At 36.9% G+C, this 19,813-nt stretch carries 5 protein-coding genes; 1 reads left to right on the forward strand and 4 read right to left on the reverse strand.

The genetic code is table 11. The features are described 5' to 3' along the window. Nucleotides 1–106: 106 nt before the first annotated feature. The 4 genes from C8C83_RS19825 to C8C83_RS19840 form a co-directional block, all read right to left on the reverse strand. Complete coding sequence (locus C8C83_RS19825; RefSeq protein WP_199735309.1) at nucleotides 107–1,114, reverse strand: FAD:protein FMN transferase; 1,008 nt, start codon at nucleotides 1,112–1,114, stop codon at nucleotides 107–109. 200 nt (nucleotides 1,115–1,314) lie between these two features. Further along, entirely contained in the window at nucleotides 1,315–3,498 is a 2,184-nt protein-coding gene (locus C8C83_RS19830; protein ID WP_121330306.1) for a PepSY domain-containing protein, read from the reverse strand. Between the two features lie 158 nt (nucleotides 3,499–3,656). Continuing rightward, nucleotides 3,657–4,133, reverse strand: a complete 477-nt coding sequence (locus tag C8C83_RS19835; protein WP_121330307.1) for a DUF2271 domain-containing protein — start codon at nucleotides 4,131–4,133, stop codon at nucleotides 3,657–3,659. Between the two features lie 156 nt (nucleotides 4,134–4,289). After that, nucleotides 4,290–5,768, reverse strand: coding sequence for an ankyrin repeat domain-containing protein (locus C8C83_RS19840; protein WP_121330308.1), 1,479 nt, complete (start codon nucleotides 5,766–5,768; stop codon nucleotides 4,290–4,292). Between the two features lie 998 nt (nucleotides 5,769–6,766). Between C8C83_RS19840 and C8C83_RS19845 the strand changes: the two genes are divergently transcribed. Continuing rightward, nucleotides 6,767–19,759 carry an MBG domain-containing protein gene (locus C8C83_RS19845; RefSeq protein ID WP_121330309.1) on the forward strand — a complete coding sequence of 4,331 codons (12,993 nt, stop codon included), beginning with the start codon at nucleotides 6,767–6,769 and terminating at the stop codon, nucleotides 19,757–19,759. The last annotated feature ends 54 nt before the right edge of the window (nucleotides 19,760–19,813 follow it).

Genomic DNA, 19,813 nt, shown 5'->3' on the forward strand with positions numbered 1-19,813 from the left:
TCGCAAGGAATTCGACAAAGATTATCGATTATAATTGCAGAGTTACATTCAAGTGAAATCTTTGTCAAAGTTTAAAACTTTGACAAAGATAATTGAGTTGTTTCCACTAAAACTTAGCTTTAAACTTTTTGATTTTGAAGTTTTTTGATTTCACGACTTTACCTTTATCAGTAATCATCAAACAGCTATATTCTGGATGTTTTTGAAGCAAAATCAGACCTTCTTTTTGACCTAAAACCATAAGCGAAGTACTTAAACCGTTTGCAGTTTCGGCATCAGGACCAAGAACAGTAACGCTGCATAATCCTGTTGCAGGATAACCTGTTGCAGGATTTATAATATGAGAATATCTCACGCCATTAAAAACAACAAACTTTTCGTAACTTCCGGAAGTTGTGATTGCGTGTTGCTCTAACGGAATTGTTGCCAGAAGTTTTTCAGGATCAAATGGGTTTGTGATTCCAATTTTCCACGGATTTCCATTAGGTTGTTTCCCCCATGTACTCATATCTCCGGATCCGTTTATAATGCCGGCTTTTATGCCTTTTGCAATCATCATGGCACGACATTTATCGGTTGCATATCCTTCGCCTAAAGCGCCAAAACCAATTTTCATTCCTTTTAATTTTAGAAAAATCGTTGATTGTGCACTATCCAGAATAATGTTTTTGTAACCGACTTTTTCAACTGATTTTTTTATGGCTTCCGCCGAAGGCATTTCGGTCATGGATCCGTCAAATTTCCAGATTCTGTCCATTGCGGCAAAACTCACGTCAAATCCGCCTTTTGTAGCTTCTGAAAATTGAATCGCTCTTTGCGTTAATTCAAAAACCTCACGATCTACTTTTACAGGACGAATTCCGGCATTCTGATTTACCTCTGAAACCTGCGAATCAGATTTCCAATCGGATATCAGGTTTTCAATTCTGGTTATTTCGGCAATAACGATGTCTATATTTTTTTCTGCTTCAAGCGAATCATTTGCAACAATTGTAATATCAAAACGTCCGCCCATAAGAAGCGTAGTTCTTTTGCGAAGAACTTGTGCGTTGCCGGATAATCCAGACATTAATATGGAAAGAAATAGGAGTTTAAATAGGATTGATTTATTCATGAAAATCATTTTTTAGAAGCGTTTTATTAAGATAAGAAATGTGCCTTTAGGTACAAAATATTGGTAGTTATTATTTCGCAAATTCGTTAGCGTGCCTTAGGTACGCAATAGGAATCATTTTGTTGCGTACCTACGGCACGCTAAATGTGTTTTAATTTATGTTTTCTACCGACATTTTGTACCTAAAGGCACAATTCAAATTAATAACAATCAGTCAGCAATTGACCATTTTCTTTATATTCTGAAATAGATTTCATCTTTTTAGCTTGACACAAATTATCCAAAATAGATTCTACATCTTTTTGCATGGCAAGAGAACCACAAATCATAATGACTCCGTTTTGCTGTAATAAATCGGTGAAAAAGTCAGCATCACGTTTGATTAAATCCATTACATAGAACTGATTTGATTCGCGTGATAATGCCAAATGAAAATCATTAAGCTGTTTCTTTTCTATCATTTCAGAAGTAAATTTTTTATATCCCAAAACCATTTCAGTCTCCATTCGGAAACCGGAATATAAATGCGTTTCTATCTTTTTCTTGTTTTGTTCAATCATTCCAAGAAAAGGTGCAATACCGGTTCCGTTAGAAATTAGGGCAACTTTTGAGGCTTTTTTCGGAAAATGAAAAGCTCCGTTATTGATTATTCTGGCTTTGATTGTATTTCCCGGTTCAAGATTATTTAGAAATTCGGAACCTAATCCGTGTGGATGTAATTTCACGACTAGTTGAATGTTTCCGGTATGCTTTCCAATCGAATATAGACGTTCTCTGGTATCGTTTGCAGGATAAATTGCCAGCAAATCTCCAGAAGTAAATCTGGTTCTCATATTGGCGCGTAACGTAACCAGAAAGGTTTGCTCGAATTCAGAAACCAATGTTTTGTCTAAAACCATTAGTTTTGATAAACCTTTTGGCGCGTGATTGTATAAAGAAGGTGTTATTGCTAATGAAATCTCGGTTTTGACGCTCCAAAGTTTAATCCATTCGACAAATTCTTCCGCCGATTTATCGTTTACGGTTTGTAATTCCAAAAAGCGCTCTGCCCAGGTTTGAGTTGCTAAAAGTTGATCAATTTCAACAGCAAAACCACAAAAATCCGGATAAGCTTTCGAACCAAAACCTATTACTGAAAAATTGATTTTCTGTTGTTGAGTATGTTTCTTTAAAAGCGATAAAAATTTATTTCCATTAGAAGGCGCATCTCCTAATCCGTGAGTTGATGAAAATACAATAATATGTTCTGCCTTTGGAAAAACATTATATTGATTCAATTGAGCAATGTGAGCTTTTTCTCCACGGTCAATTAGTTGTTTCTGAATTGCATTTGCAAAACGTAATGTACTTCCGTTTTCAGAACCTGCTAATAAAATATATTTACTTTCGTTGGCACTGAATTTATTTTTAATTCGGCTTGACCTTCTTTTTAAAGTAATTGCAAAACCAGAATAGATAAAAAAGAGAATATTAATGCAGGCAATAGCAAGAATTACAGCCCAGATTCCGTTTATTCTTCCTGTATGAAGATCAAGACTAAAATCAGCAAACTGAACAGTCTTTGGCGAACGTTTTTCTGTAATTACAGCACCTGTAACTTGATTGACTTCAATTTCTCTGTCTCTTAATTCAATGATATAATACTCTTCGGGATCGTCTGTAAAAGGGAATTCGATCTTTTTGACATCTGCCAAAAGCGTCGTATTGAATATATTCTCTGATTCCCCTTTTTTGGCTGGCGCTACAGTTTTTGCTTTTTCTTTCTTTTCACCCATGAAAAAATTAAATCTTTCAAGGGATAAATAAGTTCCGGTAAGTGCAATAATCAGAATTGGAATTAAAGCTAATCTTCCTAAAACAACATGATAATATTGGGCAAAATATTCTTTTATTACTTTCGAAAAGAAATTACGAATTCCTTTTTGTCTTTTAAGTACAAGAACAAAACCCGAAATCGAAATTAATATTAATAAAAAAGAAATTACTCCAACAAAGAAACGCCCCGTTTCATGCAGAAATAACGAACGGTGTAAACTGGTTACCCATTGTATGAATTCGCTTTTTTTTATGGGTTTTCCTAAAGCTTTACCTGTTTTAGGATTGATATAAGCATTGATATCGTTTCCGTCCTGATCAATTGCCTGAAGTGTCACAAATTGATTGTAATCGACGCTTAACTCAGTAATTTCAGAATATGACTTTTTTAAGACTGGCAGGGTTTCGCCTAAAGTTATGGAGTTAAAATTTTCTACTTTGTACGGATTTGTTTTTTCCTGAACAGCATCTATTGCCAAAATAATACCGGTTACAGATGCCAGCAGTAAAAATAAAGAAGAAAACAAAGCCAAAGCTAAGTGTGTGTAACGCCAAAAAGAAAGAGTCATTGAGTGAATGCTAAAAGGTAATTGCAATTTTTTTTGCCACAGATTAAAGGATTAAAAAGATTTTTTCGCAGTACGAAAAATAATCAGTGTGAATCTTTTTAATCTGTGGCAACTTTGACAAAATTATAAACTTTGACAAAGCTTATGATGATAAAATATTAAATCTTGTTTAATCTTACGTATCTGATATAACCTTTTCCTTCTGTTTTGTCAGCAAGACCTTGGGTTGTAAGTGGGATTTCAACGTCGTTTACATGGTATTTTTGATCTTCAACAGCCGATTCGAATCTTAATTTATATCCTTTATTGATTTTAGAATCATCGATTTCTATTGTTGTAATGCTGCGATCTCCACCAGTTACAGATGCTCCGGTTTTTGCGCTGATATCAGATGGTTTTGCAGTTTGGAATTTGTTCCATTCTTTCAATGATTTGTACCATTTTTTATCATCGCCCATTACGTAAAGCGTTTTTTCGTATTCTCCGCTTGGATTAATTAAAGAAACTACGATATAAGCGCCTTCTCCCATATAATTTGCCATTTGCAACATACATTTGTATTTGCTTTGCGCCGATGCCTGAAATGAAATTAGGCAAATTAATGAAGCTGTAAGGGCTATTTTGAATATTTTCATATAGTTATGAATTATGAATTATTAGTTATGAATTATTAGTTATGAATTATGAATTATGAATTATGAATTGTTAATTGTGAAATGTGAATTATGAATTATGAATTACTGTTTTATTTTTAACTAAAAACTCATAATTCATAACTCAAAATTTTAAGGCTATTTTAAAAATTCTATTGATATATTTTGTTTTGTCAATGACTCGTTTTCTTTTGCTAAAGCATAAGCACTTTCGTCAAATTCTGTTGTGATGTCTTTTTTTGCTCCTATAGAAAGCAGGTATTTTAAGATCGCATCGTCTTTTGCAATCATTGCCGCTTTGTGAAGTGCTGTCATACCATCTTTGTTTTTTGCATTAACATCAATTTTTAAATCGGCTAATTTTTTTATCAAAGATAATTCGTTTTTGGCAACAGCAAAATGATATAATGTGCTTCCGTCTTTTTGAGCAGCTGCAAGATCTAATCCTTTTTCCTGAAGTAATTTTACTTTGGCGTCAAAAGATTCTTGTTTAGCTCCCGGTCTGAAAGATTGTACTAAATAAACGCCCAAATTGTTTCCGTCTTTATCGGTTACTTTAACATCTGCGCCTTTAGCTAAAAGTGCCGAAACTGCTTCTGGAGTTCCAGATTTCACAGCAATTGTCAAAGCCGATTCTCCTTTGGTATTTTTCAGATTAATGTTTTTGGCTGTGGCTAATAATTGCTCCAAAGCACCATTTTCTCTGGCTCCTGCAGCGAGCATAAAAGGTGTGTTTCCTTCGTTGTTTGCTTTGTTAACATCAACACCTTTTGCCAGAAAGTAAGCGATGATTTCTTTCTGATTTGGTTTTGTAGCCAGAAAATGTAATACGTTTTCGCCTGATTTATTTGTGGCTGTAGCTTTTATTTTTACTTCTTCAACTAAGAATTTATACGCTTCAAGTGAAGTTGTTTCTCTACGGTTTCCCTGACTCGCAATAAGAAGTGCGTTGTCTGTATATTTTACTTTTTTGTCTAATAGTTTTTTTAACAATACAATATTTCCTGTTCTTGCAGCATAATCAAAAGCAGTGCTTCCGTTAGTATCAACATCTTTAAGAGACAACCCTTTTGTAACAAGAAAATCTGTTAAAACAAGATCTTTATCAGCTGGAATAGCCATTAATAAAAGAGTTGCGCCATCGGCATATTTTTTCTTCGGGTTGATTCCAGCTTTAAAGAAAACCTCGTAAAGTGCCGGATTAATCTGGCCATTAGAAGCAGCAAAAGCAAGCGGAGTAGTAGCATGACTGTCTTCAAGATTAACATCAGAACCTTTAGTAATTAAGTATTGTGCCAAATCAATATTTCCTCTGTATGCCGCCCAATGTAAATAAATACGATTGTCATGCGTCATTTTGTTTACCGGATTACCAGGTTGGTCTAATAAAAATTTTATAGTTGCCAAAGGTGCATCATTATTAATGGCAAGAGTTGTAACATCAAATGCATTTGCGTTGGCTTCAGAAGGATTGTTTCCTTTGGCAATTTCAGCTTGAACTGCTGTAACATCCGGTGCAGTTTTCCAAAAAGAAGCTTCTAATAAAGTATTTTTCTGCTGCGCACTAACAAATAAAGTGGCCGCAAATGCGAAAGAAAGAAATATGTTCTTTTTCATATTGAGGTATTTTGTTGGATAATTAATTCAGTTTTATTTTTCTAAGAAAAAATCTTCTTAAAGAAACCTATTTAGAATAAATAAAAATAGCGCAAATGTAAAAAATAATATTAGTAAATCAATTTTATTTCAGAAAAGAAAGCCTATTTCTAATGATTTTTTAATGTTATCGAAGTCTGGATTTTTCTTGTTGTAGTGTGATTCTTTTTAATTGGAAAATTTAACTGATTATAAGAAATTAGGGTTTATTTAAAATTGAGGGATTTTTATTTTGAAGTTCTAAGATTGCTTTTTTTAGAAATTTGAAACATAATTTGATTTTAAGATTGAACTTTAAATTTATTTATAAGATTTTATTTATGTTTTGTTTAAGAATAATTTGTATTTTTACTTTTATTACAGAATTATCTTTCAAATAAAAACACTCTAAATTGTTGCAAATTATAAAATGCAACCATTTATTAAAATTTTAATAAGATAATTTCTGTAGTTTAGACTTTCAAAAGAATTTTACTTTTAATAATTGTAAATCTTCTTTTACAAATTAGTAAATAGATTCTAAACAGATCGTTTGGAATTTCTTACATACAAAAAATACCACATCGAAGCCAGTTAAAAATTACATGCCTTCACTCTGTTGGAAAAAGTATCGGAGATTATAGCAAATTGTTCTCAGATCGGAAAAACCAATAACAACGAAATAATTAACCATTTAAAAATTTTAGTAATTCTGGAATTAGTTGTCCGATTTCGCTTTTTAAAAATGAAATCAAACTGCACAATTTAAAAACAATGTAATTATTAAAATAAGGTTTTTATTTCAATCCATTCAAAAAATACCACATTTCACAAAATCTATTCGAGAGGTTTAAAAAAAACTCATGGACAATAGATTTTAGCTTTAATATATTTTAATATTTTGAATTTGAATTGTTTATGTGTTGTATCATAATAATTCGACAATTTGTTTTTTAGATTAAAAATTAAAAAAATAAGGTATGATTTATACTTCTACTCATCGATTTACAAGAATTTCTTTTTTTCTTTTTTGGATTACTCTTATAGTAAGTCCTTTTTCTTTAGTTGCGCAAAATCCTGGTGGTGTTACTGGAGATGTTTTATGGTATAAAGCAAACTCCGGTGTATCTTTAGTTGGAGGTACAGTTGCAATTTGGAATGATTCAAGTGCAAGTGCGAATAATGCTACGCAACTTACTGCAGTTAATCAGCCTGCTTATAATGCTAATAGTATTAATTTTAATGAGGCTGTTACTTTTTCAGGTGCTAATTATTTAACTACACCAACAAATGGTCTTCCATCAGGAACTAGTGCCCGTACAGTATTTGTAGTTGCTACATCTGCTAATACTCAACCTGGAAATAGTTGGGTTTATGGATATGGTACCGCGAGTTTAGGAGCTGCTTTTAATGTTGGAAAAGTCATAGGATCAACAACACTTCACGTGAGCGGAGATACTGATGAATCAGAATCTACTGCGGGTTTCTGGACTGCCAATTTACCAAAGTTAGGAAGAGTTACATACAGCACGCCAACAGTATCTTTTTTTGATGCCGGAATACCTATCGGAACTGGTGTTCAAACAGGTTGGAACACAGTTCTTGCAGCAAATAGCGGAAGAATTGGTTCTTATGTAAACAGTACAAGCGATCAATGGAGAGGTAATATAGCCGAGATAATCATGTATCCGGGTGCAATAACAGGGAATGCCGCAGTAAGTGTAGAATCGTACCTAGCGATAAAATACGGAATTCATAAACCGGGCAATTATCTTAACAGTGCAGGAACTGTAGTTTGGGACGCAACTGCAAATGTACTATTTGATAATGATGTTTTTGGAATAGGGCAGGACGATACTTCCGGTTTATTGCAGACACAATCGAACAGTGTAAATACTGGTAGTGGAGATGGAACAGGGCAAAGCGGAAAAGGAAATATTACCATTAGTAATCCCTCGTCATTAAACAACAATGGTTTTTTGATGATTGGAAGGGATGTTAATTTACTTGCAGAAATAGATGAATTGATAGGTGGAAACCTTGTAAAAAGGGTGCAAAGAACATGGAAAGTACAAAGCGCAGGAAACCCCGGAACTGTAACATTAAGTTATGATATAAGCGGACTTTCTTATACAGCAACAGGTGCAAACGGTTATACTCTTTTAGTAGATACCAGTGGTACAGGTAATTTTGATGGAGCTGCTGTAGTGCGTTATACTGCAACATCACTTTTAGGCAATAAAGTTAGTTTTGATAATGTTGATTTGCCAACAGGTTCAGTTTTTACTTTTCAAACTTCGGAGCCTCCTTTGCTTGCCGGATCGTCTCCAACAATATCAAGTTTTACTCCTCAAACGGGTCCGGTTGGCACAACAGTAATAATTACCGGAGCTAATTTTGGAGCCACAATCGCTGAAAATATTGTGTTTTTTGGAGGTGTTCAAGCTACTGTTACAGCAGCAAGCACTACCAGTTTGACTGTAACAGTTCCTGTTTCTGCCTCTTATCAACCTATAACCGTATTAAATGGTACTACTCTGTTAATTGGGAACTCATCTGTACCATTTTTAACAACTTTCTCTCCAAATAAAGGAAATATAACGATAGATGACTTGTCTCCAATTGTCAATATTGCTTCGACTCCCGGAGCCACTTACAGGGTAGCTATTGGAGATTTAGATGGAGACGGAAAAGCAGATTTAGCCGTGACTTCAGATTCAGTGGTTACTATATACAGAAATATATCAGTAAGCGGCACCATTACTTCATCTTCTTTTGCCGCAGGCGTTAGTTATACAGCTGGAGGCAGTGCACGTGGTGTTGTGTTTGGTGATTTAGATGCAGATGGTAAACTAGATATGGTCGTAAGTAATTTTAATGGAAATACAATTTCTTATTATAGAAATACATCGACACTTGGAAATATCAGTTTTAGTGCTCGAACTAACTTATCTTCAGGGGCAAACCCTATTGGCTTAGTCGTAACAGATATAGATGGAGATGGTAAAGTTGATATAGCTGTAACAGCCTATGGGGGTACTACTGTAAGTGTCTATCGTAATTTGACTTCGACAGTAGGAAACATTAGTTTTAGCGGCTTAACAAGTTTTAGTGTTGGAGCAGCCCCTTATGCAATGGTATGTGGTGATTTGGACGGTGATGGAAAAGCGGATTTGGCAGTGGCTAATAATTCCGGAAATTCGATATCTATTTTACGTAATACTTCTGCCATCGGTTCTATAAGTTTTGCTAATCAAGTCGTTTTTCCAGCAAACCTTGGCCCATATAGTATTGCAATTGGCGACGTAACCAAAGACGGAAAAAACGACCTTGCTGTAGGTTATAATGGAACTGGAAGTAATTCTATATCTGTTTTTAGAAATACATCGTCAGGAGTAGGAAATATTAGTTTTGATACTAAAGTTGATTTTGTTATAGGTACAAATCCAAGGTCGGAGGCTATAGGTGACTTGGATGGTGATGGAAATCCGGACTTAGTTGTATCTACAGGCGGCTCAGTTTTATCCGTTTTTCATAATACAGCAGTAACAAGCGGTCCAATTAGTTTTGGCCCTAGAGTAGATTTTGCGGCGAATATTAATACTGGATCGGTTGCAATTGGAGATTTAGACGGTGATGGAAAATATGATGTGGTTACTGCAAATAGTAACGCTAGCAATATTGGTATTTTTCGCAATAATCCATTATTTGCACCAACTATTCAGGCTACAAATGTTACTTTTACCGCAACTACTGCAACTGCAACTACTGCAACCTGGACTAACGGAAATGGCTCTTCAAGAGCTGTATTTATGTATGCGGGAACAAGTGGCAGTCCTGTTCCGGTAGATTTCACGCCTTATACTGCAAATGCCATTTTTAGTACAGGAGCACAAATTGGCACTACAGGTTGGTTTTGTGTTTATTACGGAACTGGTACAACGGTAAATATAACAGGATTAACTCCTGCAACAGATTATAGAGTTATGGTAGTGGAGCGAAATGGTTCTGCCACTGATGAATTGTATTTATCTACTGTAAGTACAGGAAATCCTGTAAACATAACCACTCTCAATAATGTAGCGACATTAAGTAATTTGAGCATTAGTGAAGGAACATTAACTCCCGTTTTTGCAGCTGCAACTACAATTTATACAGCTGTAGTACCAAATGCCACGACAGACTTAACCGTAACACCAACAACAACAGATAGTAATGCTACAGTAACGGTAAACGGAGTAGTAGTCACTAGCGGAAGCCCATCTGGCGCAATTGCTTTGACGGTTGGTGTTAATGTTATCACCACGATAGTTACAGCTCAAGATGGCACTACATTAGGAACTTATACTACTAGCGTAACGAGAACAGCCCCGTCAACAATTGTAACAACTGGTACTTTAACGGCATTGACAAGTACTTACGGTTCGGTTTCTACAGCTGGTGTTTTTAATGTTTCGGGTACCGATATGCTTGACGGAATTTTAGTAACGGCTCCCACAGGATTTGAAGTAAGTAGTGATAATGTTACTTTTGGTAATACAACTACAATTGGAGCTTTGGGAGTTATTGTTTCTACGCCGGTATATATAAGATTAAAAGGAAATATTGCAGCTGGAGATTACTCAGGTGATATAGTTTTAACTAGTAATACTGCAACTACAGTAAATGTTGCTACAATTTTAAGTACGGTTAATAAAGCAGTTTTAACTGTCACAGCAGACAATCAGACAAAAGTTTACGGCGCTGTGAATCCAGCCTTAACGGTAACGTATTCAGGTTTTGCCAATGGCGATACAGTTGCGAGTTTAATTACAGCTCCAACGATAGTTACAACAGCAGTAACAGGAAGTCCAGTTGGAAGTTATCCAATTACAGCAAGCGGAGCGGTTTCTTCGAATTATACTTTTAGTTATGTTGCGGGAAGTTTAAACGTAACTCCTGTGGTGCTTACAGTAACAGCAGATAATCAGACGAAAGTTTATGGCGATGTCAATCCGGCATTAACGGTAACGTATTCAGGTTTTGCCAATGGAGATACGGTTGCAAGTTTAACTACAGCTCCAACGATAACAACTACAGCAGATACATCAAGTTCAGTTGGAAGTTATCCAATTACAGCAAGCGGAGCAGTTTCTTCAAATTATACATTTAGTTACGTTGCAGGAAGTTTAAACGTAACTCCTGTTGTGCTTACAGTAACAGCAGACAATCAAACAAAAGTTTATGGAGAAGTTAATCCAGCATTAACGGTAACGTATTCAGGTTTTGCCAATGGAGATACAGTTGCGAGTTTAACCACAGCTCCAACGATAACAACTACAGCAGATACATCAAGTTCAGTTGGAAGTTATCCAATTACAGCAAGCGGAGCAGTTTCTTCAAATTATACATTTAGTTACGTTGCAGGAAGTTTAACAGTGACTGCAGCTACTTTAACGGTAACAGCAGACAATCAGACAAAAGTTTATGGCGATGTAAATCCTACATTAACTGTAACGTACTCAGGTTTTGCCAATGGCGATACAGTTGCGAGTTTAACTACAGCTCCAACGATAGTTACAACAGCAGTAACAGGAAGTCCAGTTGGAAGTTATCCAATTACAGCAAGCGGAGCGGTTTCTTCGAATTATACCTTTAGTTATGTTGCGGGAAGTTTAAACGTAACTCCTGTTGTGCTTACAGTAACAGCAGACAATCAAACAAAAGTTTATGGAGAAGTTAATCCAGCATTAACGGTAACGTATTCAGGTTTTGCCAATGGCGATACGGTTGCGAGTTTAACTACAGCTCCAACGATAACAACTACAGCAGATACATCAAGTTCAGTTGGAAGTTATCCAATTACAGCAAGCGGAGCAGTTTCTTCAAATTATACATTTAGTTACGTTGCAGGAAGTTTAAACGTAACTCCTGTTGTGCTTACAGTAACAGCAGACAATCAGACAAAAGTTTATGGCGCAGTGAATCCGGCATTAACAGTATCGTATTCAGGTTTTGCCAATGGCGATACAGTTGCGAGTTTAACTACAGCTCCAAGTATTACAACTACAGCAGATACATCAAGTTCAGTTGGAAGTTATCCAATTACGGCAAGCGGAGCAGTTTCTTCAAATTATACCTTTAGTTATGTTGCGGGAAGTTTAAACGTAACTCCTGTTGTGCTTACAGTAACAGCAGACAATCAGACGAAAGTTTACGGCGATGTGAATCCAACTTTAACAGTAACGTATTCAGGTTTTGCAAATGGAGATACAGTTGCGAGTTTAACCACCGCGCCAACGATAATAACTACAGCAGATACATCAAGTTCAGTTGGAAGTTATCCAATTACGGCAAGCGGAGCAGTTTCTTCAAATTATACCTTTAGTTATGTTGCGGGAAGTTTAAACGTAACTCCTGTTGTGCTTACAGTAACAGCAGACAATCAGACGAAAGTTTACGGCGATGTGAATCCAACTTTAACAGTAACGTATTCAGGTTTTGCAAATGGAGATACAGTTGCGAGTTTAACCACCGCGCCAACGATAATAACCACAGCAGATGCTACAAGTTCAGTTGGAAGTTATCCAATTACAGCAAGCGGAGCAGTATCTTCAAATTATACCTTTAGTTACGTTGCAGGAAGTTTAAGCGTAACACCTGTTGTGCTTACAGTAACAGCAGACAATCAGACGAAAGTTTATGGCGATGTAAATCCAACATTAACAGTAACGTATTCAGGTTTTGCTAATGGCGATACAGTTACGAGTTTAACTACAGCTCCAACGATAGTTACAACAGCAGTAACAGGAAGTCCAGTTGGAAGTTATCCAATTACAGCAAGCGGAGCAGTTTCTTCAAATTATACTTTTGCCTATGTTGCAGGAAGCTTAACAGTGACTGCTGCTACCTTAACTGTAACAGCAGACAATCAGACAAAAGTTTACGGCGCTGTGAATCCGGTATTAACCGTTACTTATTCAGGATTTGCCAATGGCGATACGGTTGCAAGTTTAACCACTGCGCCAAGTATTACAACTACGGCTGACACATCAAGTTCAGTTGGAAGTTATCCAATTACGGCAAGCGGAGCAGTTTCTTCAAATTATACCTTTAGTTATGTTGCGGGAAGTTTAAACGTAACTCCTGTTGTGCTTACAGTAACAGCAGACAATCAAACAAAAGTTTATGGAGAAGTTAATCCAGCATTAACGGTAACGTATTCAGGTTTTGCCAATGGCGATACAGTTGCGAGTTTAACCACAGCTCCAACGATAACAACTACAGCAGTGACGGGAAGTCCTGTTGGAAGTTATCCAATTACGGCAAGCGGAGCAGTTTCTTCAAATTATACCTTTAGTTATGTTGCAGGAAGTTTAAGCGTAACACCTGTTGTGCTTACAGTAACAGCAGACAATCAGACAAAAGTTTATGGCGATGTAAATCCAACATTAACGGTAACGTATTCAGGTTTTGCCAATGGCGATACAGTTGCGAGTTTAACCACAGCTCCAACGATAACAACTACAGCAGTGACGGGAAGTCCTGTTGGAAGTTATCCAATTACGGCAAGCGGAGCAGTATCTTCAAATTATACATTTAATTATGTTGCAGGAAGCTTAACGGTGACTGCCGCTATCTTAACGGTAACAGCAGACAATCAGACAAAAGTTTATGGCGATGTCAATCCAACTTTAATGGTAACGTATTCAGGTTTTGCCAATGGCGACACCGTTGCGAGTTTAACCACAGCTCCAGGTATTACAACTACAGCAGACGCGACAAGTCCAGTTGGAAGTTATCCAATAACAGCAAGCGGAGCAGTAGATACAAATTATACTTTTAGTTACGTTGCGGGAAGTTTAACAGTTACCAAAGCAATTTTAACCATAACTGCTGACAATAAGACTAAAGATTTTGGCGATGTAAATCCAACTTTAACGGCAACCTATTCTGGTTTTGCCAATGGAGAAACCGAAACAAGCTTAACAACTTTGGCTACAATTACAACAACTGCTATCACAGCAAGTCCTGTTGGAAATTATCCAATTACGGCAAGTGGAGCTGTAGCTGTGAATTATAGTTTTAATTATGTTCCGGGAATATTAGAAGTATTGCCATTAACTAATGCTCTATTGACTAATCTTAGCATAAGTCAGGGCACTTTAACACCAGTTTTTGCAGTAACAACTAAGAATTATACAGCTACTGTTGCGAACGCTATTACAAGTATAACTGTAACACCAGTTACCCAGGATGCAGATGCAACCGTAACCGTAAATGGAGTTACAGTAATTAGCGGAAATGCTTCGGGAGCTCTTGCTTTGGCAGTAGGCACAAACACAATTACTACAATTGTAACAGCTCAAGATGGTATAACAACAGAAACTTATACAGTCGTTGTTACCAGAACAGCACCACCAACTATTGTAACCACGGGAACTTTATCTGCATTAACTACTACGTATGGAACCGCATCAACATCCGGTACATTTAATGTTTCAGGAAGCGATATGCTTGCTGGAATCTTAGTTACTGCACCTTCAGGATTTGAAGTAAGTACAGATAATAGTACTTTTACAAATACTGTTACAGTTGGTGCGTTGGGAATTATCGCTTCTACGCCAGTGTATATAAGATTAAAGGGAAATATTGCAGCAGGAAGCTATTCTGGAGATATAGTTTTAACTAGTAATAGTGCACTTACCGTAAACGTAGCAACAATTTCCAGTACAGTAAGCCCAGCAACCTTAACGGTTACAGCAGATAATAAAACTAAAGTTTATGGCGATGCAAATCCAACATTAACGGTTAGTTATGCAGGATTTGTAAATGGAGATACAGTCACAAGCTTAACTACAGCTCCAAGTGTTTCAACAACAGCACTTGTAGTAAGCGGAGTAGGAAGTTATCCTATAACCGCAACAGGAGCAGTAAATCCAAATTATGCTTTCACTTACGTGAATGGAAATCTTTCTATAAATACTGCTAATCTTACCGTTACTGCAGATGATCAAACTAAAACATATGGCTCGGCAAATCCAACTTTTACAGTAGCATATTCTGGTTTTGTAAATGGTGATACCGAAGCAGTTTTATTAATTCCTGCGACAGTTACAACTACAGCAGATACTTCGAGTCCAGTAGGTGTTTATCCGTTAACAGTAAGTGGAGCGACAGCTGTAAATTATACAATGAGCTATACAACAGGAGCTACATTAACTATCACCACAGCAGCTTTAACCATTACAGCCGATGATCAAACTAAAACTTACGGATCTGCAAACCCGACTTTAACGGCAAGTTATACCGGATTTGTAAATGGAGATACAGCAGCGAGTTTAGACACGCCAGCAACAATAAGTACAGTTGCAGTTACAGGAAGTCCAGTTGGATCATATCCAATTGTAGCAAGCGGGGCTTTAGATTCGAATTATACGATTACTTTCGTGAATGGAAATCTAGCCGTAACCACAGCAACTCTAACCATTACAGCCGATGATAAATCGAAAACTTACGGATCTGCAAACCCAGCTTTAACGGCAAGTTATACCGGATTTGTAAATGGAGATACAGCAGCGAGTTTAGATACGTCAGTAACAATAAATACAGTTGCAGTTACAGGAAGTCCAGTTGGATCATATCCAATTGTAGCAAGCGGAGCATTAGATTCTAATTACACAATTACATTCGTGAATGGAAATCTAGCCGTAACCACAGCAACTCTAACCATAACAGCCGATGATAAATCGAAAACTTACGGTTCAGCAAATCCAGCTTTAACGGCAAGTTATACAGGTTTTGTAAACGGAGATACCGCAGCAAGTTTAGATACGCCGGCAACAATAAGTACAGTTGCAATTACAGGAAGTCCGGTTGGTTCATATCCAATTGTGGCAAGTGGCGCATTAGATTCTAATTATACGATTACTTTTGTAAATGGAAATCTAGCGGTAACAACAGCAGCTTTAACCATTACAGCGGATGATAAATCGAAAACTTACGGTTCAGCAAATCCAACTTTAACGGCAAGTTATACCGGATTTGTCAATGGAGATACAGCAGCAAGTTTATATACACCAGCAACGATTTCGACAATAGCTAATAATGCAAGTCCAGTTGGATCATATCCAATTGTAGCAAATGGAGCTTTAGATTCGAATTACACAATCACTTTCGTGAATGGAAATCTATCAGTAACCACAGCAACTCTAACCATTACAGCCGATGATCAAACGAAAACGTACGGATCTGCAAACCCTACTTTAACAGCAAGTTATACCGGTTTTGTAAACGGAGATACAGCGACAAGTTTAGATACGCCGGCAACGATTTCGACAATAGCAGTGACAGGAAGTGCAGTCGGTTCATATCCAATTATGGCAAGCGGAGCTTTAGATTCTAATTACACAATTACTTTTGTAAATGGAAATCTAGCCGTAACCACAGCAACTCTAACCATTACAGCCGATGATCAAACGAAAACGTACGGATCTGCAAACCCAGTTTTAACAGCAAGTTATACCGGATTTGTAAACGGAGATACAGCAGCAAGTTTAGACACGCCAGCAACAATAAGTACAGTTGCAGTTACAGGAAGTCCAGTCGGTTCATATCCAATTGTTGCAAGCGGAGCCTTAGATTCGAATTACACGATTACTTTCGTTAATGGAAATCTAGCCGTAACAACTGCAACTTTAACCATTACAGCCGATGATAAATCGAAAACTTACGGATCTGCAAATCCAGCTTTAACAGCAAGTTATACCGGATTTGTAAACGGAGATACAGCAGCAAGTTTAGACACGCCAGCAGCAATAAGTACAGTTGCAGTTACAGGAAGTCCGGTTGGATCATATCCAATTGTGGCAAGCGGAGCTTTAGATTCTAATTACACGATTACGTTCGTTAATGGAAATCTAGCCGTAACCACAGCAACTCTAACCATTACAGCCGATGATAAATCGAAAACTTACGGTTCAGCAAACCCAGCTTTAACAGCAAGTTATACCGGATTTGTAAACGGAGATACAGCAGCAAGTTTAGACACGCCAGCAGCAATAAGTACAATTGCAGTTACAACAAGTCCAGTTGGTACATATCCAATTGTAGCCAGCGGAGCTTTAGATTCTAATTACACAATTACTTTTGTAAATGGAAATCTAGCGGTAACCACAGCAACTCTAACCATTACAGCCGATGATCAAACTAAAACTTACGGATCTGCAAATCCAGCTTTAACGGCAAGTTATACCGGATTTGTCAATGGCGATACCGCAACAAGTTTAGATACACCAGCAACACTTTCGACAATAGCTAATAATGCAAGTCCAGTTGGATCGTATCCAATTGTAGCAAGCGGAGCTTTAGATTCTAATTACACGATTACTTTTGTAAATGGAAATCTAGCCGTAACCACAGCAACTCTAACCATTACAGCCGATGATCAAACTAAAACTTACGGATCTGCAAATCCAACTTTAACGGCAAGTTATACCGGATTTGCAAATGGAGATACCGCGGCAAGTTTAGACATACCAGCAACAATAAGTACAGTTGCAGTTACTGGAAGTCCAGTTGGTTCATATCCAATTGTGGCAAGCGGAGCTTTAGATTCGAATTACACGATTACTTTCGTGAATGGAAATCTATCAGTAACGACAGCAACTCTAACCATTACAGCCGATGATAAATCGAAAACTTACGGATCTGCAAATCCAACTTTAACCTCAAGTTATGCAGGTTTTGTAAATGGAGATACAGCAGCAAGTTTAGATACGCCGGCAACACTTTCGACAGTAGCAATAATAGGAAGTCCGGTTGGATCATATCCAATTGTAGCAAGCGGAGCCTTAGATTCTAATTACACGATTACTTTTGTAAATGGAAATCTAGCCGTAACCACAGCAACTCTAACCATTACAGCCGATGATAAATCGAAAACTTACGGATATGCAAACCCTACATTAACAGCAAGTTATACCGGATTTGTAAACGGAGATACCGCGGCAAGTTTAGATACGCCAGTAACAATAAATACAGTTGCAGTTACAGGAAGTCCTGTCGGATCATATCCAATTGTAGCAAGCGGAGCTTTAGATTCGAATTACACGATTACTTTCGTGAATGGAAATCTAGCCGTAACCACAGCAACTCTAACCATTACAGCGGATGATAAAACGAAAACTTACGGTTCAGTAAATCCAACTTTAACGGCAAGTTATACCGGATTTGTAAATGGAGATACAGCAGCAAGTTTAGATACGCCGGCAACGATAAGTACAATTGCAGTTACAACAAGTCCAGTTGGTACATATCCAATTGTAGCAAGCGGAGCCTTAGATTCTAATTACACAATTACTTTTGTGAATGGAAATCTAGCGGTAACCACAGCAACTCTAACCATTACAGCCGATGATCAAACGAAAACGTACGGATCTGCAAACCCAGTTTTAACAGCAAGTTATACAGGTTTTGTAAACGGAGATACCGCGGCAAGTTTAGATACGCCGGCAACACTTTCGACAATAGCTAATAATGCAAGTCCAGTTGGATCGTATCCAATTGTAGCAAGCGGAGCTTTAGATTCTAATTACACGATTACTTTTGTAAATGGAAATCTAGCCGTAACCACAGCAACTCTAACCATTACAGCCGATGATCAAACTAAAACTTACGGATCAGCAAATCCAACGTTAACGGCAAGTTATAACGGATTTGTAAACGGAGATACAGCGGCAAGTTTAGATACGCCTGCAGCACTTTCGACAGTAGCAATTATGGGAAGTCCGGTTGGATCATATCCAATTGTAGCAAGTGGAGCTTTAGATTCTAATTATACAATCACTTTCGTGAATGGAAATCTATCAGTAACGACAGCAACTCTAACCATTACAGCCGATGATAAAACGAAAACTTACGGTTCAGTAAATCCAACTTTAACCGCAAGTTATTCAGGATTTGTAAATGGAGATACAGCAGCAAGTTTAGATACGCCGGCAACGATAAGTACAATTGCAGTTACAACAAGTCCAGTTGGTACATATCCAATTGTAGCGAGTGGAGCATTAGACTTAAATTATGTAATTAATTATGTTCCGGGTGTTTTAACGGTAACATCTTCTGCCAGCAATGTAAATTTGGCAAGTTTAACTATTAATAGTGGTTTACTTAACCCGGCTTTCTCTCCAAATACATTGTTATATAATGTAAATGTTGGTAATGATATTGATACAGAAACAATAACAGTGTCTTCTGAAGATCCTTTAGCAACAATAAAGATAAATGGAATTACCATTGTCAATGGGGGATCGTTAACACCGATTTCATTAATAACAGGAATCAATAAAATGGTTGTGACGGTTACTTCACCAGACGGATTAGTTACTAAGACTTACATATTAAACATTATAAAAGAAGCTTCAGATATTGCAACATTATCCAATCTGACTATAAGTAATGGAGTCTTAGAACCAGTTTTCAAATCGGATGTAACAAGTTATGATGCAGCAGTTAAGTATGATGTTAAATCGATTACTGTGACACCAATAGTTACTGATCTTAATTCTCATATTACAGTAAATGGAGTAGCCGTCGCTAATGCTACAGCAAGTACACCAATAATTCTAAATGCAGGAGAAAATATTATCACAACAGTAGTTACAGCAGAAGACGGAATAACAACAGAAACGTATACAATCACAATATACAAAGCTGTCGGACCGGACAAAGTAGTAGCAAACAATATTTTATCACCAAATGGAGATGGAAAAAATGACTTCTGGGAAATTAAGGACATCCTGTTATATCCTAATAATACCGTTACGGTATACGACAGAGCAGGACGAATAGTATATTCTAAAAAATCATATGCCAATGAATGGGGAGGAATATTTGACGGATCTCCACTTAACAATGATACTTATTATTATCTAATTGATCTGGGCGATGCTTTACCAAAAATCAAGGGGTTCATCACCATTATAAGAGATTAATTATTATAGTAAAAAGACCAAATAATATAATTATTACATCACAACCATATCGAT

This window comes from Flavobacterium sp. 90, assembly GCF_004339525.1.
Lineage (GTDB): Bacteria > Bacteroidota > Bacteroidia > Flavobacteriales > Flavobacteriaceae > Flavobacterium.